Here is a 22,431-nt window from a genome sequence, read left to right on the forward strand (position 1 = left end):
CCGCAGACACTAACACCGCCGCCGGAGCACGTCCGGGCCGTTACACGGGCCCGGCGCCGGCGGGGTTCGCTTCATGAATACCCAAGCATCCCAGCAGATTACGAACGGAAGGCGAGAGCATGCGCATCGCATTGTTGACGGCGGGAACCCGGGGCGATCATCAGCCGTACCTCGCGCTGGCCGATGAATTGCGTTCCCGCGGACACCATGTCGAGATCACCGCGACCGAGAATTACGCCGACGTGGTGCGCCGCTCGGGCTTCGAACCACACGTCATCCCGTTCAACTCCGCGGAGCTGCTCGAGTCCCCCGCCGCCAAACGCGGACTGTCCTCGGGCAATCCGCTGCCGTTCCTGCAGATCATGCTCGACACGGTCAAGATCATGGCGGGCGAGCGGGGTGCGCAGATGCATCAGGTGCTCAGCGAAGCCTGCGACTCGGCCGAGGTGATCGTCTCGTGCGCCTCGACCCTGCCGTGGGCGATGGAGCGCCGTGAGAAGACCGGCCAGCGGGTGATCGGCGGCCTGCCGTACCCGCTCGAGCGCACCGGCGACTTCCCGTCCTCGTTCACCGTCAAGCACATGATCTCCTCGCGGCGGCTGCGGCTGGCCAGCTACTGGGCGTTCGAGCTCGCCTACGGCATCGCCTACCGCAAGATGGATCGCCGGGTGCGCGAGATGATGGAGCTGCCCGGCAAGCCCCGCAACCCGTTCAAGCGCATCCGCGAGGACTCGATCCCGCTGGTGCACATGGTGAGTCCGGTGCTGCTGCCCAAGCCCGCCGACTGGCCCGAGCGCTCCACGGTCGTCGGCGCGCCCGTCCTGCCGGCGCACATGCGCGAGGCGTGGGGTGAGCAAACGGTCGATCCGGCGCTGACCGAATGGCTCGACGAGGGCGAACCGCCGGTCTACTTCTGCATGACCGGAATGCCGATCCTGGACCCCACCGCGTCCTGCGATCTGATCGCGACCGTGTGCCGCCGGCTCGGCGTGCGCGCGCTGGTCACGGTCAAGGGTGAGGGTTACCCGCGCGGCATCGGCTACGACCGCGATCTGTACGTACTGGACTCCTTCGACTACGACCGGGTGCTGCCCAGGTGCCGCGCGGTCGTGCACCACGGCGGCAGCGGCAATACCCACGACGTCCTGCGCGCCGGACTGCCCGCCGTGGTGATCGGGGTGCACAGCGACCAGTTCTTCTACGGCTGGCGGATTTCGGCGCTCGGCATCGGAGCCGATTTCCCCTATCCCTCGCTCACCGAGGATCGACTGCACGACGCGCTGGCCACGACACTGACCCCCGAGGCCCGCGACCGGGCCGCGGAACTGGGCCGTGTCGTCTCGGCCGAGAACGGGATCCGCGCCACCGCGGACGCGGTCGAAAAACTCACCGCCGACGTATCGGCCTGAGCCATGGGCGATTCCGTGCACGTGGCGCTGTTCACCGACTTCCATCCGGCCACCCTCGGCGGCGTGCAGACCGCCATGCGGTCACTGTGGGACGGACTGCGGGGGCTCGGTCACCGGGTGACCGTATTCTGCCCTCCCGCACCGGGATCCACCGCCACCGAACCCGATATCGTGGTGCTCGACTCGACCCGGATGTCGATGTCCAACGGTCTGCCGGTGGTCCTGCCGACCCGCGCCAATCAGCGCCTGATCGACGCGGCCTTCGCCGAGCGCGGGCCGATCGACCTGGTGCACACCCTCACCACCTACGGCGGCGGGATCGCCGGTATCCGCGCCGCGCGCAGGCACGGCGTCCCCACCGTCCAGACCATGCAGAGCCGCGATGACACCGTCATCGAGAAGTATTCGCCCGCACCGTATCCGGCGGCGCTGACCATGCGGCTGCTGCACGGCTGGTTCGTGCCGCTGCGCCGGCAACCGCCGTACGCCGGGGACAGCCGGGTGGCACGACTGGCGTGGCGGCCGCTGATCGCGCAGGCCCAGGCCTCGGATCGGGTGATCGTCCCGACTCGTCACTTCGCTCGCCGCCTGGCCGCGCGCGGGGTCGATCGCCCGATCCACGTGGTGTCCAACGGAATCGACGACGCGGCGCTGGAGCGCGCACGCGCCGCCGTGGAGCCGACCCTCGATGCCACCGCTCCCCTGCGCGCCCTGTGGTGCGGGCGGTTCTCCGCCGAGAAACGTCCCCTCGAAGCGATCGAGGTGGCGCGTCTGGTCCAGGACTGCACCCTGGACATCTACGGCAGTGGCCCCCTCGTCGAGCGCGTCCGCGCCGCGCTCACCGCCGACCTCACCGACCGCGTCCGCCTGCACGGCGAGGTCGAGCAGTCCACCTGCCTGCACGCCATGCGCACGCACGACGTCCTGCTGCTCACCTCCGATTGCGACACCCAGGGCATGGTCCTGCTCGAAGCGGTCGCCATGGGTCTGCCGATCCTCTACTGCGACCCCGAACTGTCCGAAACCATCCCCGAGGACGGCGGACTCCGCACCGCGACACCCTCGGTCGATTCCTTCGCCGCGGCCCTGAAGTCGTTGGCGCACACCAGGGAACAGATTCCGCTGATGCGCAAGGCTCTCGCGGCTCACGCCGACGAGCCACGCCAATCACGGCATCTGGCCGCGATCGTGTCGGTGTACCGGGAGGCGATCGCGGCGGGCTTGAGCTATGCGGGCGGGTAGAGGGCGCGGAGCCGGCGCTTGTAGAGCTTGCCCGAGTCGTCGCGCGGGAGTTCCTCGACGATGCGGATGACGGCGGGGACCTTGTAGTCGGCGAGTCGGTCTTTCACCGCGAAGCGGACCTCGGAGTCGGTGAGGGTCGCGCCGGGGCGCAGGACGAGGTGGGCGGCGAGTTGCTCGCCGAAGTCACCGGTGTGGGGGATTCCGAAGACCGCGACGTCCTCCACTCCGGGCAGGGCGCTGAGCGCCGCCTCGATTTCGGCGGGATAGATGTTCACGCCGCCGGAGATCACGACCTCACTGCTGCGGCCGGTCAGATAGAGATAGCCGTCCTCGTCCAGGTGACCCAGGTCGCCGACCGTGATCAGGCCGGGAACCGGGCCCGCATCCGGCGCTGGGCGGTTGAGGTAGGCGAATTCGGGCCAGTAGTCCGCACCCTTGATGAAGACCCGCCCGACCGCACCCGGCGGTAGCGCCCGGCCCTGCTCGTCGAGAATCGCGACGGCCGATCCGTCGAGCGGTCGACCGACGCTGCCGGGTCGCGCCAACCATTCCCGCGCGCCGATCCAGGTGACGACGCCGGTTTCGCTGCAGCCGTAGAACTCCCACAGCGCATCACCGAACCAGTCGATCGCCGCGCGCTTGATAGCCGGTGGGCACGGGGCGGCCGAGTGGATCAGGTGGGTCAGGCTCGAGATGTCATAGCGCGCCCGGACCTCGGGCGATACCGACAGCAGCCGAGACAGCATGGTCGGCACCACCTTGGCATGCTGAATCCGGTTCTCGTGCACCGCCTTCAGGAACTGTTCGGCATTCCAGCGCGGCAGGATCGTGATGTGCGCGCCCATTCGCAGGGCGAGCGTGGCGACCGCGTTCGGGCTGGTGTGATAGAGCGGTCCCGCCACCAGCATCCGCCCGCCGGGAGCCACACCCATCCGACTCGCGGTCGCTCCGGCGATCGACAACAGCTGCTCGGCGGTCATGCGCTGTCGCAGTACGCCTTTGGGCCGACCGGTGGTACCGGAGGTGTAGATCAGCCCCATCGAGTCCGCGATCGCGCCCTCGACGTACCCGAGCGGAGCAGCGTGCCCGCTCGCCCAGTCCTCGAACAACTCGTGTCTGCCCGTCGGCCGACCGAGCTCGCCGTCGAGCCCCGCGGCGCGCAACAACTCCTGCGGCATGGCGATCTCCACGATGCGCGGCGTGAGGTTCGCCGCCGCGGTCGCCCGTTCCACGACCGGTACGAATTCGGTGTGCGCGAACACGACTCGCACGTCCGCATCGGCCAGCACGTGCGCCACCTCGGGCGCCTGCCACCGTGTATTGATCGGGACGGGGTTCGCCCCACAGGTCGCCGCGGCCAGCGACGTCTCGAGAAACTCGATGTCGTTGCGGGCCATCACCGCGATGCGCTCCCCCTTGCCCACACCCGAATCCGCCAGCGCCGCGGCAACTCTGCCGGCCCGCTGATGCACATCGGACTGGAGCCGAACCCGGCCGCCACAGCTCACCGTCGGGACAGAGGCATCAGCAGTCTCGCTCATAGCCGAAGTCTCCCATGCGGTTCCGACCACGATCACCGCTTGCGCGATCTCGAATCGGACCGGCAGAGGTCGTGTGCCCCTCTCACCAGCTGCGCGACCTCGGTACGCGGGCCGGAGCGTTCGGGTGTCACCCTCGGGACCCCGGCGTCTACCTTGCCCGGACCCCGAGGGTGACATGCGCGACGAAGGTGTGGCGCGGGCATGATCAGTTAGTTAGGCTAGCCTCACCAACCTTGTAGGGTGCGGGACTGCGCCGAGAAAGGAAACCGAGCCTGTGCGGGTCGTCATTCTGTTCGGAACCGAGATGGGCACGGCCGAGGACACGGCGGAACACGTCGCGGATGCGCTGGCCGCGCACGATGTGTCGATCTACGACATGAGCGATTTCGCCGTCGAGGATCTCGACGTGCGGGCCTTTCATGTCATCGTGTGCTCGACCTACGGGGACGGCGATCTGCCCACCGGGGCCGAGCCGTTCTTCGAGGAACTCGAGGACGCCATGCCCGACCTGACGGGATTGCGCTTCGCCGTGTTCGGACTCGGGGACAGCGTGTACGGGGACACCTTCAATCGGGGCGGGGAGATCGCGAGCGAGAAGTTGATCGCCCGCGGCGCGATCCAGGTCGGCGCGCACGGCCGGCACGACGCGCAGACCGATGTGCGCGCCAGGGATATGGCGCGTGAATGGGCTGCGGCCCTGCCGATTCCGGCCCTCGCCCCGGCCTGATTCGACGGCGCCGAACCGGGCCCGATTGAAATCACCGTGATTTTCACACTGTGGAAAGGCTGTTGCGCAATGCGATAGCCATCCGCAGAGTCGCCGGGTGACCATGTCTCTGCGGCCGCTGCTGCTCACCGTGTATGTGCCCGCGGCCACATACGGAATCGGGATGGGCGCGGCCGCGCCCGTGATGGCGTTGACCGCACTGGATCTGGGTGCGTCGGTCGCGGTCGCCGGACTGACCGTCGCGCTGGTCGGGCTGGGTCAGATACTCGGCGACATTCCCGCCGGACAGGTGGTGTCCCGGCTCGGTGAGCGGATATCGATCATCGTCGCCAGCAGCGCGGGTGCGGCGGGCGTACTGCTGTGCGTGTTCGCGCCGACGGTACCGCTGCTGTGCGTGGGATTGGTGATCGTCGGATTGTCCAATGCCATATGGGGTTTGGCGCGGATGAGCTATCTGTCCGAGGCGGTGCCGTTCGAGCAGCGCGCCCGGGCGATGGCCTTGTTCGGCGGCTGCATGCGACTGGGGTTCTTCCTCGGACCGTTTCTCGGAGCAGCCATGATCGCCGGATTCGGCACCCGCGGCGGTTTCGTCGTGCAGTTCGCCGCCATCGCGATCGCGGGCTATCTGATGGCCCGGTTGCCCGATCCGCAGCTGCCCGCCACCGGCGGGATTCCCGCGCCGACCCTGTCCCTGATGCAGATCGGCCGGTCCCATCGCGCGGTGCTGCTCACCCTGGGCGCGGGATCGCTGCTGATGGGCGCGGCCCGGTCCTCTCGCGAGGCCGTACTACCGCTGTGGGCCGATCATCTCGGCACCAGCGCGACCACCGCGAGCCTGATCTTCGGCATCGGAGCCGGACTCGACGTGCTGTGCGCCTACCCGGCCGGACACCTGATGGACCGCTTCGGCCGACGGTTCATCACGGTGCCGTCGCTGGTCGTCCTGGCCCTAGCGTATTTCGCTGTGCCACTGACGGATTCGACGCTCACGCTCGGCATCGTCGCGGTGATCATGGGCATCGGGAACGGCATCGGGAACGGCACGATCATGACGATCGGCGCGGACGTCTCCCCCGCCGCCAATCGAGCCGAGTTCCTCGCCGCCTGGCGGCTCACCCATGACGGCGGATCCTTCGTGGGGCCGCTCACGATCAGCGGTCTGGCGGCGGTCGGCCCGCTCGCGGTCGCCGTGCTCACCATCGGAGGCGTCGCGGCCCTCGGGGCATTCGTGATGGCCCGGTACATTCCGGTCTATATCCCGTGGCCGCGAGACCGGCCGAAGCCCGCGGCGACCGATATCGCCGCCGAGTCCTCGCCCGCGATCAGCTGATGCCCCCGGTCCCGACCGGGTCGACCGCACCCGGCGCGCGGGTGCCGCCCCGAACGTATTCCCGCGTCTAATCCGGATGAACGACCATGACGGGGCAGTGCGCCCGCTGCACCAGCGCGTTGCTGGTGGATCCGAGCAGCATTCCGGTGAAGCCGCCACGACCACGGCTGCCGACCACCAGCAGCTGCGCCGACTCGGACCAGGTCTGCAGGTGATCGGCCGGAGAGGACAGGTAGACCTCGCGCGTGACGACCACGTCGGGGTACTTCTCCTGCCAGCCCGCCAAACGCTCGACCAGGAGGGACTGTTCGGCCACCGCGAGCTGATCGGCCTCGATCGAGGTGTCGACCAGGCCGGAGAACTGACTCAGGTACTGATCGCTCCAGGTGTGCACGGCCACCAGCGGCGCCACGCGCTGTGATGCCTCCGCGAAGGCGGCCTCGATCGCGGCCTCACTCGTCGGGCTGCCGTCCACGCCGACCACCACCGGGCCGGTGCGGGGCGCCTCGCGTTCACCGTCGCGCACCACGACCACCGCGCCGCGACTGCCGCTCGAGACCGCGATCAGGATCGACCCCAGCTTGTTGAACCCGCGCCGCTCGTCCGGCCCGCCCAGCACCAGCAGATGCGCCTCGGCCGAGCTGTCGATGAGCAGCCGCGCCGGATGCGCCGAGGACACCTCGGTCCGCACCCGCAGCTCGGGATCCACCTCGCGCGCCGCCCGCGCGGCAGCGGCCACCAGCTCCTCGCCGAACCCCTGCACGGACTGCGTGACCTCGGGCTCCACGGCGGCATAGCTGCCGAGCAACCCCTGGATCGTCTTCAGATTCGTGCCGTGCACGATGAGCAGTTCACGGCCTCGCGCACAAGCGGTTTCGGCCGCCCAGCGCACCGCGTGCTGTGCCGCCTCGGAGTCGTCGATGCCGACGATCACCGGCGCCGACGCCAACGCGTGCGGGTTCTCGCCCTCGTTGCGGGTCATGTGATCCGTACCTCCTGTCTCGGCGATCGTGCGCCGATTCCGTTCGGTCCCTCTCGTCCTCGACCTTACGATCAGGGCGAATCGCCCAGAACTCCGGGGGCTCGGACGCCGACGGTGGCCGCGACTCGCTCGGTGACCGCGGCCGGCAACGATCTGCCCGCCTCGATGGCCGCGATCTCGGCGCGCGAGACCCGAGCCCGCCGCGCCAACCCCGGCACCGACCATCCGCGCGATTCCCGCGCCGCCCGAACGCTTTTGCCGAACGTGTACGCGAGTTCCATCCGCTGGTACTCGATCCGCTGTCGCAGCGCCGCGGCGGGTTCGCCGAACTGCCGGTCGAATTCCTCCTGGGTGACCATCGAGCCCGATGGTAGGTGGGCTCGGCAAAACCCGCTCGTTCCCACGCCGTATTCCGCGTAACCTGGAGAGTGGCTGGTCGGCGCGTTGCAGGGGAATGATTATGGCCAAGATGACCGTCGACGAATTGCTCGATGTTTTCAAAGGTATGACACTGCTGGAACTCTCGGCGTTCATGAAGGCGTTCGAGGAGGAGTTCGGGGTGACCGCGGCCGCGCCGGTGGCCGTTCCCGTCGCCGCCGACGCGCTTCCCGCCGATGCCCCGGAGGAGAAGTCCGAATTCGACCTGATCCTGGAATCGTTCGGCGAGAAGAAGATTCAGGTGATCAAGGCGATGCGCGAGGTGATTCCCGGGCTGGGGCTCAAGGAGGCCAAGGACCTCGTGGAGTCCGCACCGGTCCGCATCCTGGAGCAGGTCGATCAATTCGCCGCCGACACCGCGAGAATCAAACTCGAGGCCGCGGGCGCACGGGTGGCCGTGCGCTGATCGCGACGAGGATGCGCCGATACCCAGCGGGTTCGCGCACCGTACGCCAGGATATGGCGGTGAACTTGAAACGAGTTGCAGTTTTGTCCGCTGCGCTGGCGGCCTCACTCACCGCCGCTCCGGGAATCGCTGGGGCGCAGCCCAATCCATCGGACACCGAACGCGTCGCCACCGCTCGCGCGTATCTCGACGCCCTGGTCTCTCACGATGCCAGTGCCGTGCACTTCGCTCCCGACGCCACCCGCGTCGAAGCGGGACTGCAGACCGGATACTCCGGCCCTCAGCTGAGCCGGGATCTCGAAACCGGAATCCAGTACCGAGTGATCCAGCAGATACGCGACCTGCAGATCTCCGAGGCCGGTGACGTGGTCACCACCCGGTACCTGCTCGACTCGGGCGTCGCCGGAATCCGCCTGACGACCGTGCAGATCACCGAGACCTTCGAGATCCCCGACGGCACCATTCACACCATCGTCGCCGACATCGTCCCCGTGTAGAGGACTCGGGCGGGACGCACCGCGCCCCGCCCGAGCCGTAGGACCACCCCGGCGCCGGTCGCCCTATTCGACGCGTACCCAGTGCAGGCTGTTGACCAGAATCCGGCCGCTGACGGGTGTGGGCGGGGTGCGCAGCACCATGCGGTCCCCCTGCAGTTCGACCACACGCCGCTGCTCGGTGCCGACCCAGTTGGGGAACAGGCTCATCCGCAGCACGTGCACGACGGTGTCACCCTCCAGGCGATAGTCGCCGCAATAGGCCACATAGCTCGAATATGCTTCGGCCCGTTCACTTTCCGTCCCACCCAGCGCCGCCGACGTGGACATCGCGCGGCGATCGGGCAGGGCGAGTTGCCCACTCATCCACCCGCCCGGGGTGTAGACCACCGACCCGCGCGGATGCTCCCCGAAGGGCATGGCGACCGCGCCCGTGTCATCGGTCGCGGTCCATGCCGTCAGCTGCCAACGTCCCACCAGGTCACCGGCCTTCATGTTCCCGAGGCTAGCTGGCGGCGAGACCGGTGAACCACAGGACGGCGTGACTGCCGCCGCGGATCAGTTGATGGTTCCCTCGGCGGGACTGTAGATCTCGGCGGCTTCGAGGAAGCCCGATCCGGTCAGCTCGGCCAGGGCCGCGGCCTCGTCGATCTTGCGCAGCGCCTTGCGGACGTAGGGCCGGTCGTCCCACTGGTCCCCCACCGCGGTGAGCGATTCGGCGTTGCGGGCCAGCCAGGCGCGCAAGGCCGGGACATCCGAGGGTGCGGCATATCCGCCGATGGAATAGTTCGACGGGATGGTCCAGTTCGATTCCCACTCCAGCGCGGGGAATTCGACCGGCAGGCTGCCGAACAGCGGGGAGTTGTCCGAAAGTCCCGAGTAGCCCTCGGTGCTCACGTTCTCCTCCAGCTCGCTCGGCCACACCCGGCCCCGCTCGATCCAGCCCGGCAGCAGCGCGGCCAGGAACTCGACCGTCGCGAACTGCATGTTCCCCGACAGTGCGCTGCCCGCCGAAATGTCCTCGTCATCGGCGTTGCGGATCGTCGGGCGTCCCGCCCGCACCGCCGCCCCGGCCTCGCGCAGCAGCTCGAGCTTCCAGCGGAACCCGACGGCGAGATTCTCGTCCGAGGGCAGGGTGCCGTTCATATTCGGCTCGACTCGACTCAGCAGGGCCGGATCCAGCAGCGCGATCTGACTCCGCGCCAGATCGTCGACCTCGTCCAGCTCCGCATTGCAGTACCGCACAACGGTTTCGGCAACCGACGCCGCGTCCTCGGCGGTGACGAAGAACGGCCGCCCCCACAGGTACAACCGCGCGTCGAAATCCTCGTGCCCATAGGCCTCGAGCACCCCCAGACCCCACGCATTGGCCCGGAACCGCACCTTCGCCTGCCGCACCGCGTCGCCGACCAGGTCCGCGAGATCCCCGTCCCCACCCCGCCCGGCCAGAAACGGAACGATCCGCTCCTGCACCAACCGCATGTCGACCGGATGAAAACTGATGTCGTAACCCATGTTTCGCCCCCAATAGCGTTTCTGTCGCAGTCACTGTAGCGGCGACCACGGACAGACGACCGGCGCAGGGCCCGGCATTCGGGCCACGCGATCGCGTCGGCGACGCTGTCCCGCACGCACTTTCGCACGGTGACGGCGCTACCGAGCGGCCACGGCCGGTGAGCGAGGACTTCCATTTCCACGAACGTCCGCCGGCGCCGGCGCTCGGTGAGTTCACCGGCAGGCGGACGAGTGTGGCAGCGGGACCGGGCGGACCGCACGCCGAGCCTTCATCGCGGCCGCCGTGGACGCTCCCCTCTAGCCGCAGGAGAGCCGGGCCGTTCGCGAGGCCGGGACCACAGCGTGGGATCGTGGGATTCCCCTTCGGATTGGGCGAATCCGCATTCACGCCGGAGGGCGTCGCATCACAGGCAGGCGACGTCCAGATCTGGGTGGTGATCGTGGTTGATCAGAGCCTCGGACACTGTGAACTGGATGAATGATCCGTGGTCGGCACAGCTCGCGGCATCGGACGCAGAATCGGGCACCTGCTCCCTCTGCCGAATTCTCGGACCGAGTACGCGAATTCGGCATAACAACGCGGAGGGAGCGCGATACTGGCGGGGTCGAGGAGGAGTTCTGATGTCGATCGCCATTGCCCCGGAGCACGTCGCTCTCGCGGAGTCGGTTTCGAGTTTCCTGCGCAAGCGCGGGGCGCGGCAGGCGGGACGCGCGCTGCTCGAATCACGGGTCGAGGAACTTCCGGAATTCTGGGCGGAAGTCGGCGCCCTGGGCTTGCTCGGGCTGCATCTGCCCGAGGAGGTCGGCGGGTCCGGATACGGGCTCGAAGAGCTCGCGGTCGTCGTCGCGGAGTTCGGGAGCGCCCTGGCACCGGGGCCGTTCACACCCACGGTGATCGCGAGCGCGTTCATCGCGACTGCCGCGGAACAGGTTTCGCGATCGGCGCTGCTTCCCGGGTTGGCGGACGGGACCGTGCGCGCGGCGGTGAGCACCGCACCCGGCGTCACCCTCGACGCCGGTCTCGCATCGGGCGCGGTGGTGGTGCTCGGGGGCGGGCTCGCACAGCTGCTCGTGCTCGCCTCCGGCGACGATGTCGCGATCGTCGAAGCCGGGCAGGGCATATCGGTCGCCTCTCCCCGGAATCTCGACCCGACCAGGCGCGCCGCGCGAATCACGCTCGACAGCGCCCCCGCGACGGTCCTCACCGGTGCCGCGCCGATACTGCGCGACCTCGTGCGGGTGATCCTGGCGGCCGAGGCGGTCGGCGTCGCGGCGGAGGCCACCCGGATGGCGGCCGAGTACGCCAAGACGCGCATCCAGTTCGGTCGCCCGATCGCCATGTTCCAGGCCGTCAAACACCACTGCGCGAATATGGCCGTGGCACTGGAGATGTCCTCGGGCGCGGTCTGGGACGCGGCCCGCTCGGCCCGCACCGGCGGAGATCAGCTGTCCTACGCCTCGGCCGTCGCGGCGACGCTGGCCGGACCGGCCGCCGATTTCTGCGCGAACCACATGACCCAGGTCCACGGTGGCATCGCGATGACCTGGGAGCACGACGCGCATCTGTTCATGCGGCGCGCGGCGGTCCTGGAACATTTCCTCGCCCCCCGGCGCGCGGCCTCGGATCTGCTGGACCTCACCCGCGCGGGCGTGGTGCGGGCCAAGGCGATCGAACTGCCGCCCGAAGCCGAATCCTTCCGCCCGGACGCGCGGGAACTCGCCGCCAGCCTCGCAGCCCTCCCCGCCGAGCAGCAGCGCACCAGGCTCATCGAGACCGGCTACCTGATGCCGCACTGGCCCAGGCCTTTCGGGCGTGCGGCGAACGCGCTCGAACAGCTGGTCATCGAGCAGGAATTCGCCGCCGCGCAGGTGCATCGACCGACCTACGGCATCACCGCCTGGAACATTCTCACCATCATTCAGCACGGCAGCCCCGATCAGCTCGACCGCTGGGTGCGGCCCGCCCTCGATCAGGAGGTGGTGTGGTGTCAGCTGTTCAGCGAGCCCGAGGCCGGCTCCGACGCGGCGGGGATCAAGACCCGCGCCACCCGGGTCGAGGACGGCTGGCTGATCAACGGCCAGAAGGTGTGGACCTCGGGTGCGCACCTGTCGGGGATGGGCTTCGCCACCGTGCGCACGAACCCCGATGTGCCCAAACACCAGGGCATCACCATGATGGCCATCGATATGCACGCCCCCGGCGTCGAGGTGCGGCCGCTGCGGATGACCTCCGGCGATTCGGAGTTCAACGAGGTCTTCTTCACCGACGTGTTCGTTCCCGACCGCGATGTCGTCGGACCGGTCGACGGCGGCTGGACCGTCGCGCGCGCGACCCTGGGCAACGAGAGCGTGAGCATCGGCAGCAGTAGCAGCGCGGCCTTCTCCATGCCGGGCTCGGTCCTGTTGCCGCTGTACGACGCTCACCCCGAACGACTCGACGGGGGCGCGGCTCGTCTCGGCCGGTACCTGGCCGATCAGCACGCGGTGGAACTGCTCAACCTGCGGGCCGCCCTGCGCGCGGTATCGGGCGCGGGCCCCGGCCCGGAGGGCGCCATCAGCAAGCTCATGGTGTCCGAGATCGGTCATGAATCCTCGGCCATCACCACCGAATTGCTCGGCGAGGACGCGCTTTTCATGGACGGCGTCGCCGCGATGAGCAATATGCTGCTGCTCCTGCACCGCGGGCTGTCGATCGCGGGCGGCACCTCGGAGATCAAACGCAATCAGATCGGCGAGCGCATTCTCGGCTTGCCGCGTGACCCGCTGATCACCTGATCCCCCTGCCGCGCGACGGCATCACGGTGCGGGCCGGGGCTCATCCCGGCCGGACCGCGGGCGGTGAACTACTGCGAGACAGGCTCTTCGGAGTCCGAAGCCTCGGGCGCGGGCTCGTCACTCGCGGCGTCTATCTGCTCACTGAGATAGCGCAGCACCACCGCGCCCACGGCCGCGATCGGCACCGCCAGGAACGCCCCGACGATCCCCCACAGCGACCCGCCGACGGTGATGGCGAGCAGCACGATCACGGCGTGCAACTGCATGCTGCGGCTCTGCAGAACCGGTTGCAGCACATTGCCTTCCAGCTGCTGCACCACCACGATGATGGCGAGCACGATCAGCGCCGTCGTCACGCCCTTGGTCACCAGGGCCACCAGCACCGCCAGCGCGCCCGCGACGAACGCACCGACGATCGGGATGAATCCGCCGAGGAAGGTCAGCACCGTCAGCACCGCGGCGAGCGGCACCCCCATGATCACCAGACCACCGCCGATCAGCACCGCGTCGATGAGGCTCACCAGCGCCTGGGTCCGGATGAATCCGCCCAGCGTCGCCCAGATCCGGTTCAGCACCTCTTCGATATGACGGCCGCTGCGGCTTCCCATGTTCGAGTGCAGCCACGGCAGCAGCTTCGGGCCGTCCTTGACGAAGAAGAACGCCAGCATCAGCACCAGGAAGAGGGTGACGATGGCCGAGGTGGCGGTGCTGACCCCGGTGAACACGCCGGTCGCGATGCTCTCGGCGCTGGACTGCAGACGGTCGACGATGGCGTTGACCGCCGAATCCAGTTGCTCCTGACGCACATTCAGCGGCGGGCCCTGCAACCAGTCCCGCACGCGGTTGACACCTTCGGTGGACCGATCGGCCAGATCGGGCGCCTGATCGACGACCGACGGCACGATCAGCGCGATCACGCCGGCCAGCAGCGCGAGCAGCCCGAGCGTCGTGATCGATGCCGCCAGAGCGGGTTTGAGTCCACGCGCGACCAGCCATCGGGTCGGCGGCCACAGCACCGTGGAGACCACCAGCGCCAGCGCCAGCGGCAGTACGGCCACCCACAGTTTGGCGAGCAGGAACCACAGCACCCATCCGCCGGCCGCGATGGCGACCAGGGCCAGTGACCATTTCGCGAGCCACAGGATGCCGCGGCCGATGACCACGCCGCGGTCCGCGGAGGTGTCGGGCTTCTGCTCGGAGTCGTTCGAAGGCTCGCTCACGCCCACAGTGTGGCACGAGAGGCACGGTGAACCCGCCAATGCCGACAGCGGCGAGGGTGATGATCACATCATCGCCGTGAGGGCATCAGCGATCGCGGCTCACGCCTCGGCGGACTGACTCATCAGCAATTGCACGATGGCCTGCACGAACCCCTCGATCCGCTCGCGCGGGTAGGTGTCCGGCTCACTGACCGCGAGCCGCCCGAGCATCTCGGCGATGGTCAGCAGCGAATTGGTGAGCAGCGCCGAATCCATCGACGCCCAGCGCGAATCGATGGCCAGGCCGATCCGCACCAGCGCCTCGGCCTGATCGAAGATGCCCGCGCGCGAACTGCGGATCGCGTCCCGATACTCGTCGGGCGCACTGCCGGGCCCGGCCAGAATGAGCCGCCAGCGGGTCGGATTCTCCAGAGCGACAGCCACGAACGCCTCGACCGTTGCCGAAGCCGCGACCACCGGATCCGCGCCGATCAGATCGACCGGCAGGGTGTCGGCCACCTGTTCCAGCGCCAGATCGCGTTCACGTTCCAGCAGCGCCTCGACCAGATCCGCCCGCGTCTTGAACACGGTGTACAGCACCGGTTTGCCGACGCCGGCCTCCTGCGCGACGGCCTCCATGCTGAGCTCGTGCCACTCGACGCGGCCCAGCACCGTGAACGCGGCGTCCAGCAGCTGCGCGCGGCGCTGTTCGGCCGGCATGCGCGCCGCGTACCTGCGGCGCGGACGTTCCGTGGATCGGGATGTGCTCACTGCCGATTCGCCTCCATCGCCCCCATACTGCCAGTTCGGCCGAGGGTTCGGTGCAGCCACCCAACGAAAGCTACGCAGGCGTTGTATTCGAAACGCACAATTGCTACGGTGGCGTTGTATTCACTGGGACCCTAGAGGAGCCGACATGAGTTTCGATCCGACCACTCTCCGCCGGGAGGATTACGGCTTCTTCGGGCCCGATTCCCCGAGCTGGAAGATCTGGACCCACCCGACCGCCGTGATCGGATTCCAGCGCGCGGTGGCGCTCGAGTTCTTCGATCCGTTCCTGACCGCGTCGGTCTCCGATACCGCGAAGATCTACTCCGATCCGCGCACCCGGCTCGACATGACCTTCGCGTACTTCCTGATCGTGGCGATCGGCGATACCGCCACCGCGATCAAGGCGTCGGAACACCTGATGGAACTGCACGCCCGTTCGACCGGCATCGAGCCGGTCACCGGCCGCCGCTACAGCCCCAACAACCCCGAGACCCAGCTGTGGATCCACCTCACCGGCTGGCACTCGGTGCTCAAGGCGTACGAGATGTTCGGCCCGGGCCAGCTCAGCACCGAAGAGGAGAACCGGTACTGGCAGGAGTGCGCGGTCGCCGCGGAACTGCAGACCTGCAACCCGAAGGACGTGCCGCGCACCCGCGAGGGCATCCAGGAATACTTCGAGAACGTCCGCCCCCGGCTCTGCACCACCGAGCGCGCGCTGGACGGTATGCATCAGATGCTGTTCACCTCGCCCAAGCACGGTGCGGGCATCACCTACGCCCTCGGCTCGCGGGTGCTGGCGACGGCGTCGATCGCGACGCTGCCCAAGTGGATGCGCCGGCTCGGCCAGTTCGATCAGTGGCGCATCATCGATCTACTGGTGAAGCCCGCCGGGCGGATCGTGGTGTGGCTGTTCACGCTGTTCAACAAGCGCGGGCTGATCATGGCCGCCCCGATCATCGCTCCGATGGCGGGCAAGATCCTCGAGCAGCACGTGCGCAAGGAACTGCCCGCCCTGCTCGAAACCCGTTCTCCCGCAGCGGCTCGCGCGTTGTACGGCACCCAGAACCGCAAAGTCGTGCCCGCCGCCGGATAGCGCGTCGGGCACGCCGCTCAGTGGTCGGCGAGCCAGTTGCCGTGGAACCCGTAGGGCACCCGGCTCGGCAGGTGGATGCTCGCCAGCGGCGGTGCGGCCGGATCGCCCGCGTCCAGGACGACCAGATCGCTGCGATCGTCCTCGGCGTCGTACACGTAGGTCATGAGATAGCCGTCGCCGCCGGGGTTTTCGTCGGCGGCGGCGAAGGACGCCTCGGCCGGAACCCGGCCGGGGCCGAACTCATGTGAGGCGCTGCTGCCCGAGTGCAGGTCGTAGCGGATCAGCGCACCGCTCGGACCCGAGACGGTGGCATAGCCGAACCGCGAGTCCAGGCCCGCGAGTCGATCGTCGATCCGGGGGAACTCCGCGACCCGATCGTCCACCTGCTCCTCGTGCACGGCACCGGTGTTCAGGTCGATGACCCAGCGCCACAGCGTGGCCTGCTCGAAGTCGTGCGAATCGCTCCGCCACATGCTCGGATACCGCATGACGTGCAGGACGATCCGACCCGGCTCGTCGTAGGCGTTGAGCGTGTGGAAGACATAGCAGGGGTCGATCGAGAACCACCGGATCGTCCCGTGCGGATCGTCGCGGCGCAGCACACCCAGACGCGCCTGGTACTCGTCGTTCCATCGGAACGGCATGCCCGCACCGGTCATGGCGGTGTCGAGGTCGAAAAGCACCGGCAGATCCATGAATACGACGTGCCCCGAGGTCAGGGCGAAGTCGTGGTGCATGGTGGCGGCCGGCACGTCCACCTCGCGGCTGACCTCGAGCGCGCCCGCGGCATCGGCGCGGTGATAGGTCAGATACGGTGCGACGACGTCGTATCCGAAGAAGTGCAGCTCACCGGTCGTCGGGCAGGTCTTGGGGTGCGCGGTCATCGCCGTGCGCAGCTTGCCGTCGAAATCGTGCGGGCCCAGAGTGTCCAGATCACAGGTCAATTCGTACGGATACGAGGATTCGACCAGAGCCAGCGTGCGCCCGGCATGGCGGATGACATGCGTATTGGCCACTCCCGCAGCGAGATCCCGATGGCCGTGGCCGTCCCGCACACGCGCGCCGTCGGTGAAGGTCGAGGTCCGGACCCAGCGATTGCGGTAGGACACCGCGCGCCCGCCTTCGAGTCGCACGCCGTGCACCATGCCGTCCCCGAGGAACCAGTGCGCCGACGCCGCGGCGTGCGGATTGGGTCCGTTGCGCAGATACCAGCCGGTCAATTCCTCGGGAATCGTTCCGGTGCACGGTAATTCGTAGGTGGTGAGTTCCTCGGTGACCGGCGCGTAGTTGCCGGTCAGATAGGGGACGGTCATGATCGGTACCTGTTCCTGTCGAAGGGGTCAGGCCGCGGGCGCGCCGAGCGCTTTCGCCTTGGCCTGGATGTGCGCGACGTAGCGCAGGGTGAAGACCACCGGAACGACGAAGGCCAGCACCTGCACGGTGGTGATCAGACCCTCGGCGGAGTGCGCGAGCAGCGCGAGCGCCACGCACCCGATCAGGAAGCTCGCGGTCCACACCGAGGTCAGGATGTACGCCGTGCGAATGAAGATCGGCTGATCCCAGTACTCCAGCGGCGTGCTCTGCCGGGCGATCGGCAGAGTGAACGGCACCCGCACCAGCAGGGAGAGCCCGGCGATGATCGCGAGCACCCCGGAGGAGATCGCGGGCATGTACGGATGCAGCGCGGTATCGGGATCGGTGAACGCGAGCACGGTCAGCGCGGCGAAGAACACGCCGGAGCCGATATCGATGATCAGGGCGCTCGGTCGCTGCCCGGCCCGCAGCTGCAGCGCGATGCCCAGGACCGAGATGCCCAGCGCGATCAGCGCCGACCACTGCCAGTGCTGGGACGGAATCACGGCGTAGACGATCCAGGGGGCGAAGGTACGAAGGTACGTCATGTTCGAAAGCTCCTAGCCGACCACATTCCAGTTCTGACATGTCAAACAATCAGGCTCAATTCTCGACATGTCAAGACAGGAATGTAGAGTGAGGGCATGAGTCTCAGATACGCGCTGCTAGGACTGCTGTCGGACCGCCCGGCCAGCGGCTACGACCTGCTGCGCCGATTCCGGGATGCCCTGGCGAACGTCTGGCCCGCGACCCAGAGTCAGATCTATACCGAGCTCACCAAGCTCGCCGACTCCGGATCCATCGCGGTCACCGACGAGGGCCCGCGCGGACGCAAGGAATACACGATCACCGAGGCCGGGCTCGCGGACCTGCGCACCTGGCTGACGACGACCGAGCCGAAGCGCAACACCCGCAACGAGATGCTGCTGCGGGTGTTCTTCCTGGGCGCCATGCCGCCCGAGCACGCCCGCGATTATCTGACCGGTATCGGGGAGCGCACGGCCAAAGACCAGGGCGAGTTGGCCGCGCTGAAGTCCTCGATCGACTGGGACGAGAGCGATCTCTCGACCTACGGGCGCATCGCCATGGAGTGGGGCGAGCGGTATCACGCCATGAATCAGGAGTGGGCGAGGTGGGCGCTGGCACAGTTGCCCGAACGCGGCGAACAGCCCGGCGACGCCGGCTCCGCCTGACCGAACGACGACGCGCCCCCACCGGATCCGATGGGGGCGCGAGTGTGCGTAGGCGGCCTACTGGCGATAGGTGGCCAGGAAGCGCCCGATGCGTCCGATGATCGCCTCCAGGTCGTCCGCGTGCGGGAGGGTCACGATCCGGAAGTGGTCGGGCCGTGGCCAATTGAAGCCGGTGCCCTGCACGATGTGCAGCTTCTCCTGCAGCAGCAGATCCAGCACGAACTGCTCGTCGTTCTTGATCGGGTACATGTCCAGATCGATCTTGGGAAAGGCGTACAGCGCACCCTTGGGTTTCACACACGAGATGCCGGGAATGGCATTGAGCGCCTCCCACGCGCGATCGCGCTGCTCGTGCAGCCGGCCGCCGGGCAGGGTCAGATCGTAGATGCTCTGATGACCGCCGAGCGCGGCCTGAATCGCCTGCTGCGCAGGAACATTCGCGCACAGTCGCAGACCGGCGAGCATGGTCAGACCCTCGAGGTAGTTCTCCGCGTGCTGGGTCGGGCCGGAAACGACCAGCCATCCGGACCGGAATCCCGCGCAGCGGTAGGACTTCGAGAGCCCGGAGAAGGTCAGGCACAGCAGATCCGGCGCGAGCGAGGCGGTGCAGGTGTGGGCGACCTCGTCGTAGAGGATCTTGTCGTAGATCTCGTCGGAGAAGACCACCAGGTGGTGGCGGCGCGCGATCTCGAGGATCTGCCCGAGCACCTCCGGCGGATACACCGCGCCGGTCGGATTGTTCGGGTTGATGATCACGATGGCACGGGTGCGGTCGGTGATCTTGGATTCGATATCGGCCGTGTCCGGGTACCAGTCCGAGGCCTCGTCGCAGATGTAGTGCACGGGCTTGCCGCCGTTGAGAGCGGTCGCGGCCGTCCAGAGCGGGAAGTCCGGCGCCGGCACGAGCACCTCGTCACCGTTCTCCAGCAGCGCGGTCATCGCCATCATGATGAGTTCGGAGACGCCGTTGCCGAGGAACACGTCCTCGACGTCCACATCGGCGAGCCCGAGGGTCTCGTAGTACTGCACCACAGCGCGGCGCGCGGACAGCAAGCCCTTGGAGGAGGAGTAGCCGCTCGACATCGGCAGGTTGCGCACGATGTCCTGCAGGATCTCCGGCGGAGCCTCGAAGCCGAAGGGCAGCGGGTTGCCGGTGTTCAGCTTCACCACGTGGTGGCCCTCGGCCTCCAGCCGGGCCGCCTGCTCTGCCACCGGTCCACGAATCTCGTACGACACTCCGGACAGCTTGCTCGACTGCTTGACCTGCATGAACGTCCCTTCTCAGTGTGGCTTCCGCACACTCTACTTGGAAATTCCAAGTTTGCACTTGGTATTTCCAAGTAATTGGTTACAGTGGGCATCGTGCCACGCCGAAGCTACGACCACTACTGTGCCGTCAGCCGAGCCCTCGACATCGTCGGGGATCGGTGGAACCTGCTGGTGGTCCGCGAACTGCTCTCCGGTTCGCGTCGCTACTCCGATCTGTTCGCCGATCTGCCGGGCATCAGCACCGACGTGCTGGCCGCCCGCCTCAAGGACCTCGAACGCGACGGGGTACTCACCCGCCGCAAGACCGGCCCCCGGACGGGAACCGCCGTCTACGAGCTCACCCCGGAGGGGGAATCGCTGCGGCCGGTGCTCGATTCGCTATCGATATGGGGCACTTCACATCTGGGCGAACGCCGAGCCACCGACGCCGTGCGCGCCAACTGGTTCGCGCTGCCACTGGGACGCGCCGTCCGGGAACTGGTCCCGGACGGCGCGGTCTCGGTTCGCATCGGCGAGACGGTGTTTCACTACCTGATCACGGCGGCGGGCATCACCCATCACGACGGGCCCGCCGCCGCGCCGACGCTCGAACTCGACCTGGATCTGGCGGGCGCGACCGACATCGCCACCGGCACACGCACTCTCACCGAGGTGATGCGCGACCACGCCGCCTGATCCCCGGCGCGACGCTCAGTTCGCCTCGAAGAGCCTGGCCGTCCCGGTCACCACGTTCTCGCTGCCGTCGACCAGGGCGGCGCGCACCTGCACCTTGGCACCCGGCGGCATCGGCGCCGCCCCCGCCGTGGGCGACAGCGCGATGCTCGCGGAGTGCTGGGACCCGTCACAGGTGACGCTGCTCTGCGCTCCGGTGGCGGCCGGACCTTCGGCGGAGGCCTCCCCCACCATCGCCTGGATGCTCGAGACCCCGGCCGACGCGTCGCAGCTGTAGTCGACCGTGACCGAATCCTGCGCCAGAGCGGTGACATCGACGGAACTGGTGGCGAACGCGGGAGCGGCCGCGATGACCGCGGCCGCGCCGAGTCCGGCGAGAACGGCGGCAAATCCTGCCGAGCGCTGAAGAGTGTTGACCATGGGTTTTCATTCCTCCTGTGTGGCGTGGATGTATCGCTGAACACACTGGGAAAGACCGAGCGGCCGGTTACGCCACTCATCCGCTACACTACTTGCGACAACAACAGCTCACTACGAGCTATTGTGATCATGGTTGTGACACCGTCACACCAAGCGTCGTAGATCGCAATCACTTCGCGACCAGCCTCGGGGCTGCGTGGCAACGCTCTTCTTACGGCGATCGATTTTGCCCATCGGCAATCTCGCCATTCGTGCCCCCGGCGCGGACTCGATGTCCGCAGCACGGCTCGGGCACCACCCGATGCCTGAAAGGCACCGCACTAACCCATGACTTCTGCTTCGACTTCCTTTGCCGCGCTCGGTGTTCGCGAACCCCTCGTGCGCGCCCTCCAGAACGCCGGTATCGCCGAGCCGTTCCCGATCCAGGCCGACACCCTCCCCGCCTCGCTGAACGGCCGCGATGTGCTCGGCCGCGGCAAGACCGGCAGCGGTAAGACGCTGGCCTTCTCCATTCCGATGGTGGACCGTCTCGGCGGCGAACTCGCCGGTCGCACCCGCCCGAACCGCCCGATCGGGCTGATCCTGGCCCCGACCCGCGAACTGGCCACCCAGATCGCCGCCGCGATCCAGCCGCTGGCCTCGGTCTACAACATGTCGGTAACCACCATCTTCGGCGGCGTGTCGCAGCATCGTCAGGTGCAGGCGCTCAAGCGCGGCGTCGATATCGTCGTGGCCTGCCCCGGTCGCCTCGAGGATCTGATGAAGCAGGGGCTGATCAGCCTCGATGCCGTCGAGATCACCGTGATCGACGAGGCCGACCACATGGCCGACCTGGGCTTCCTGCCCGGCGTCACCCGCATCATGGCCGCGACGCCCGCGAACGGTCAGCGACTGATGTTCTCCGCGACGCTCGACAACGGCGTCAACAAGCTGGTCAACCGCTTCCTGCCCAAGGCCGTCATGCACTCGGTCGACGAGGAGAACTCTCCCGTCTCGGCCATGACGCACCACATCTTCGAAACCGGCAGCCCCGCAGCCAAACTCGCCATCGTGCAGAAGCTGGCCTCGGGCTCCGAGCGGCGAATCCTGTTCACCCGCACCAAGCATCAGGCCCGCAAGCTGGCCAAGCAGCTCACCACCGCCGGAATTCCGGCCGTCGATCTGCACGGCAACCTGGCCCAGGCCGCACGTGACCGCAACCTCGCCGCCTTCGCCGCCGGTGACGCCAAGGTCCTGGTCGCCACCGACGTGGCCGCCCGAGGCGTGCACGTGGACGGCGTGGAGCTGGTCGTGCACGTGGATCCGCCCGCCGAACACAAGGCGTACCTGCATCGTTCGGGCCGTACCGCGCGCGCCGGCAACGCCGGTGACGTGGTCACCCTGGTACTGCCCGATCAGCGTCGCGACCTGGCGATGCTGATGCGCAAGGCCAAGATCGACGTCAAGCCCCAGCAGGTCACCGTCGACTCCCCCGCGGTCGCGAACCTCGTCGGGGTCGTCGCACCGCTGGTCGCCTTCCGCCCGAGTGCGCCTGCCGCACAGGAGGATTCCCGGCGCACCGGCGGCGGCGCTCCCCGGCGTGGCAATGGCGGCGGTGGTGGC

22 protein-coding genes are annotated in these 22,431 nt (G+C 68.0%); 11 read left to right on the plus strand and 11 right to left on the minus strand.

Going from position 1 to position 22,431, the window contains the following annotated elements:
* Window positions 1–119: 119 nt before the first annotated feature.
* Complete coding sequence (locus tag NJ1_RS31180; protein ID WP_067701516.1) at window positions 120–1,409, plus strand: glycosyltransferase; 1,290 nt, start codon at window positions 120–122, stop codon at window positions 1,407–1,409.
* 3 nt (window positions 1,410–1,412) lie between these two features.
* A complete protein-coding gene (locus NJ1_RS31185; protein WP_245717669.1) occupies window positions 1,413–2,651 on the plus strand; it encodes a glycosyltransferase in 1,239 nt (412 codons plus the stop codon).
* On the opposite strand, the gene NJ1_RS31190 is transcribed toward NJ1_RS31185, so the two are convergent.
* A complete protein-coding gene (locus tag NJ1_RS31190) occupies window positions 2,636–4,192 on the minus strand; it encodes an AMP-binding protein (RefSeq protein ID WP_067701573.1) in 1,557 nt (518 codons plus the stop codon). The genes NJ1_RS31185 and NJ1_RS31190 overlap by 16 nt on opposite strands.
* 274 nt (window positions 4,193–4,466) lie before the next feature.
* Between NJ1_RS31190 and NJ1_RS31195 the strand changes: the two genes are divergently transcribed.
* Both NJ1_RS31195 and NJ1_RS31200 read left to right on the plus strand, forming a co-directional pair.
* Window positions 4,467–4,919: a flavodoxin domain-containing protein gene (locus NJ1_RS31195; protein WP_067701520.1), complete on the plus strand. Its 453-nt coding sequence runs from the start codon at window positions 4,467–4,469 to the stop codon at window positions 4,917–4,919.
* Between the two features lie 103 nt (window positions 4,920–5,022).
* Window positions 5,023–6,249, plus strand: coding sequence for an MFS transporter (locus tag NJ1_RS31200; protein ID WP_067701575.1), 1,227 nt, complete (start codon window positions 5,023–5,025; stop codon window positions 6,247–6,249).
* Between the two features lie 67 nt (window positions 6,250–6,316).
* On the opposite strand, the gene NJ1_RS31205 is transcribed toward NJ1_RS31200, so the two are convergent.
* Both NJ1_RS31205 and NJ1_RS31210 read right to left on the minus strand, forming a co-directional pair.
* Complete coding sequence (locus NJ1_RS31205; protein ID WP_067701523.1) at window positions 6,317–7,231, minus strand: universal stress protein; 915 nt, start codon at window positions 7,229–7,231, stop codon at window positions 6,317–6,319.
* Window positions 7,232–7,302: 71 nt separating this feature from the next.
* Window positions 7,303–7,590, minus strand: coding sequence for a helix-turn-helix domain-containing protein (locus NJ1_RS31210; RefSeq protein ID WP_067701525.1), 288 nt, complete (start codon window positions 7,588–7,590; stop codon window positions 7,303–7,305).
* Between the two features lie 101 nt (window positions 7,591–7,691).
* Between NJ1_RS31210 and rplL the strand changes: the two genes are divergently transcribed.
* Together rplL and NJ1_RS31220 are read left to right on the plus strand one after the other, a co-directional pair.
* On the plus strand, window positions 7,692–8,075 hold the full coding sequence (rplL, locus tag NJ1_RS31215; protein WP_067701527.1) for a 50S ribosomal protein L7/L12: 384 nt from the start codon (window positions 7,692–7,694) through the stop codon (window positions 8,073–8,075).
* An 83-nt stretch (window positions 8,076–8,158) separates the two neighbouring features.
* Window positions 8,159–8,572, plus strand: coding sequence for a DUF8021 domain-containing protein (locus NJ1_RS31220; RefSeq protein ID WP_339381189.1), 414 nt, complete (start codon window positions 8,159–8,161; stop codon window positions 8,570–8,572).
* Between the two features lie 63 nt (window positions 8,573–8,635).
* Here the strand turns inward: NJ1_RS31220 and NJ1_RS31225 are convergent, their stop codons facing one another.
* Window positions 8,636–9,064 (minus strand): lipocalin-like domain-containing protein, encoded by a 429-nt coding sequence (locus NJ1_RS31225; protein WP_067701529.1) that lies wholly within the window; start codon window positions 9,062–9,064, stop codon window positions 8,636–8,638.
* A 63-nt stretch (window positions 9,065–9,127) separates the two neighbouring features.
* A complete protein-coding gene (locus NJ1_RS31230) occupies window positions 9,128–10,084 on the minus strand; it encodes a hypothetical protein (protein WP_067701532.1) in 957 nt (318 codons plus the stop codon).
* Between the two features lie 621 nt (window positions 10,085–10,705).
* Here NJ1_RS31230 and NJ1_RS31235 point away from each other — a divergent pair.
* Window positions 10,706–12,859, plus strand: coding sequence for an acyl-CoA dehydrogenase family protein (locus NJ1_RS31235; protein WP_067701535.1), 2,154 nt, complete (start codon window positions 10,706–10,708; stop codon window positions 12,857–12,859).
* A 68-nt stretch (window positions 12,860–12,927) separates the two neighbouring features.
* Here the strand turns inward: NJ1_RS31235 and NJ1_RS31240 are convergent, their stop codons facing one another.
* Window positions 12,928–14,079, minus strand: a complete 1,152-nt coding sequence (locus NJ1_RS31240) for an AI-2E family transporter (RefSeq protein WP_067701581.1) — start codon at window positions 14,077–14,079, stop codon at window positions 12,928–12,930.
* A gap of 99 nt (window positions 14,080–14,178) precedes the next feature.
* Window positions 14,179–14,829: a TetR/AcrR family transcriptional regulator gene (locus tag NJ1_RS31245; RefSeq protein ID WP_157574378.1), complete on the minus strand. Its 651-nt coding sequence runs from the start codon at window positions 14,827–14,829 to the stop codon at window positions 14,179–14,181.
* A 145-nt stretch (window positions 14,830–14,974) separates the two neighbouring features.
* Between NJ1_RS31245 and NJ1_RS31250 the strand changes: the two genes are divergently transcribed.
* Window positions 14,975–15,922, plus strand: a complete 948-nt coding sequence (locus NJ1_RS31250) for an oxygenase MpaB family protein (protein WP_067701541.1) — start codon at window positions 14,975–14,977, stop codon at window positions 15,920–15,922.
* Window positions 15,923–15,939: 17 nt separating this feature from the next.
* On the opposite strand, the gene NJ1_RS31255 is transcribed toward NJ1_RS31250, so the two are convergent.
* Window positions 15,940–17,235, minus strand: a complete 1,296-nt coding sequence (locus tag NJ1_RS31255; RefSeq protein WP_067701544.1) for a carotenoid oxygenase family protein — start codon at window positions 17,233–17,235, stop codon at window positions 15,940–15,942.
* A 27-nt stretch (window positions 17,236–17,262) separates the two neighbouring features.
* Window positions 17,263–17,823, minus strand: coding sequence for a hypothetical protein (locus NJ1_RS31260; RefSeq protein WP_067701547.1), 561 nt, complete (start codon window positions 17,821–17,823; stop codon window positions 17,263–17,265).
* Between the two features lie 96 nt (window positions 17,824–17,919).
* Here NJ1_RS31260 and NJ1_RS31265 point away from each other — a divergent pair, with 96 nt between their 5' ends.
* A complete protein-coding gene (locus tag NJ1_RS31265; protein WP_157574380.1) occupies window positions 17,920–18,468 on the plus strand; it encodes a PadR family transcriptional regulator in 549 nt (182 codons plus the stop codon).
* A gap of 57 nt (window positions 18,469–18,525) precedes the next feature.
* On the opposite strand, the gene NJ1_RS31270 is transcribed toward NJ1_RS31265, so the two are convergent.
* Window positions 18,526–19,737 (minus strand): pyridoxal phosphate-dependent aminotransferase, encoded by a 1,212-nt coding sequence (locus tag NJ1_RS31270; protein ID WP_067701550.1) that lies wholly within the window; start codon window positions 19,735–19,737, stop codon window positions 18,526–18,528.
* A gap of 93 nt (window positions 19,738–19,830) precedes the next feature.
* Between NJ1_RS31270 and NJ1_RS31275 the strand changes: the two genes are divergently transcribed.
* Window positions 19,831–20,412 carry a winged helix-turn-helix transcriptional regulator gene (locus NJ1_RS31275; protein ID WP_067701588.1) on the plus strand — a complete coding sequence of 194 codons (582 nt, stop codon included), beginning with the start codon at window positions 19,831–19,833 and terminating at the stop codon, window positions 20,410–20,412.
* 15 nt (window positions 20,413–20,427) lie between these two features.
* Here the strand turns inward: NJ1_RS31275 and NJ1_RS31280 are convergent, their stop codons facing one another.
* Complete coding sequence (locus NJ1_RS31280) at window positions 20,428–20,829, minus strand: hypothetical protein (protein ID WP_067701553.1); 402 nt, start codon at window positions 20,827–20,829, stop codon at window positions 20,428–20,430.
* 327 nt (window positions 20,830–21,156) lie between these two features.
* On the opposite strand from NJ1_RS31280, the gene NJ1_RS31285 reads away from it, so the two are divergent.
* Window positions 21,157–22,431 (plus strand): DEAD/DEAH box helicase (locus tag NJ1_RS31285; RefSeq protein WP_084479058.1); only part of this gene is annotated, 1,275 nt, incomplete at its 3' end.

The organism is Nocardia jejuensis NBRC 103114, from assembly GCF_001613145.1.
Lineage (GTDB): Bacteria > Actinomycetota > Actinomycetes > Mycobacteriales > Mycobacteriaceae > Nocardia > Nocardia jejuensis.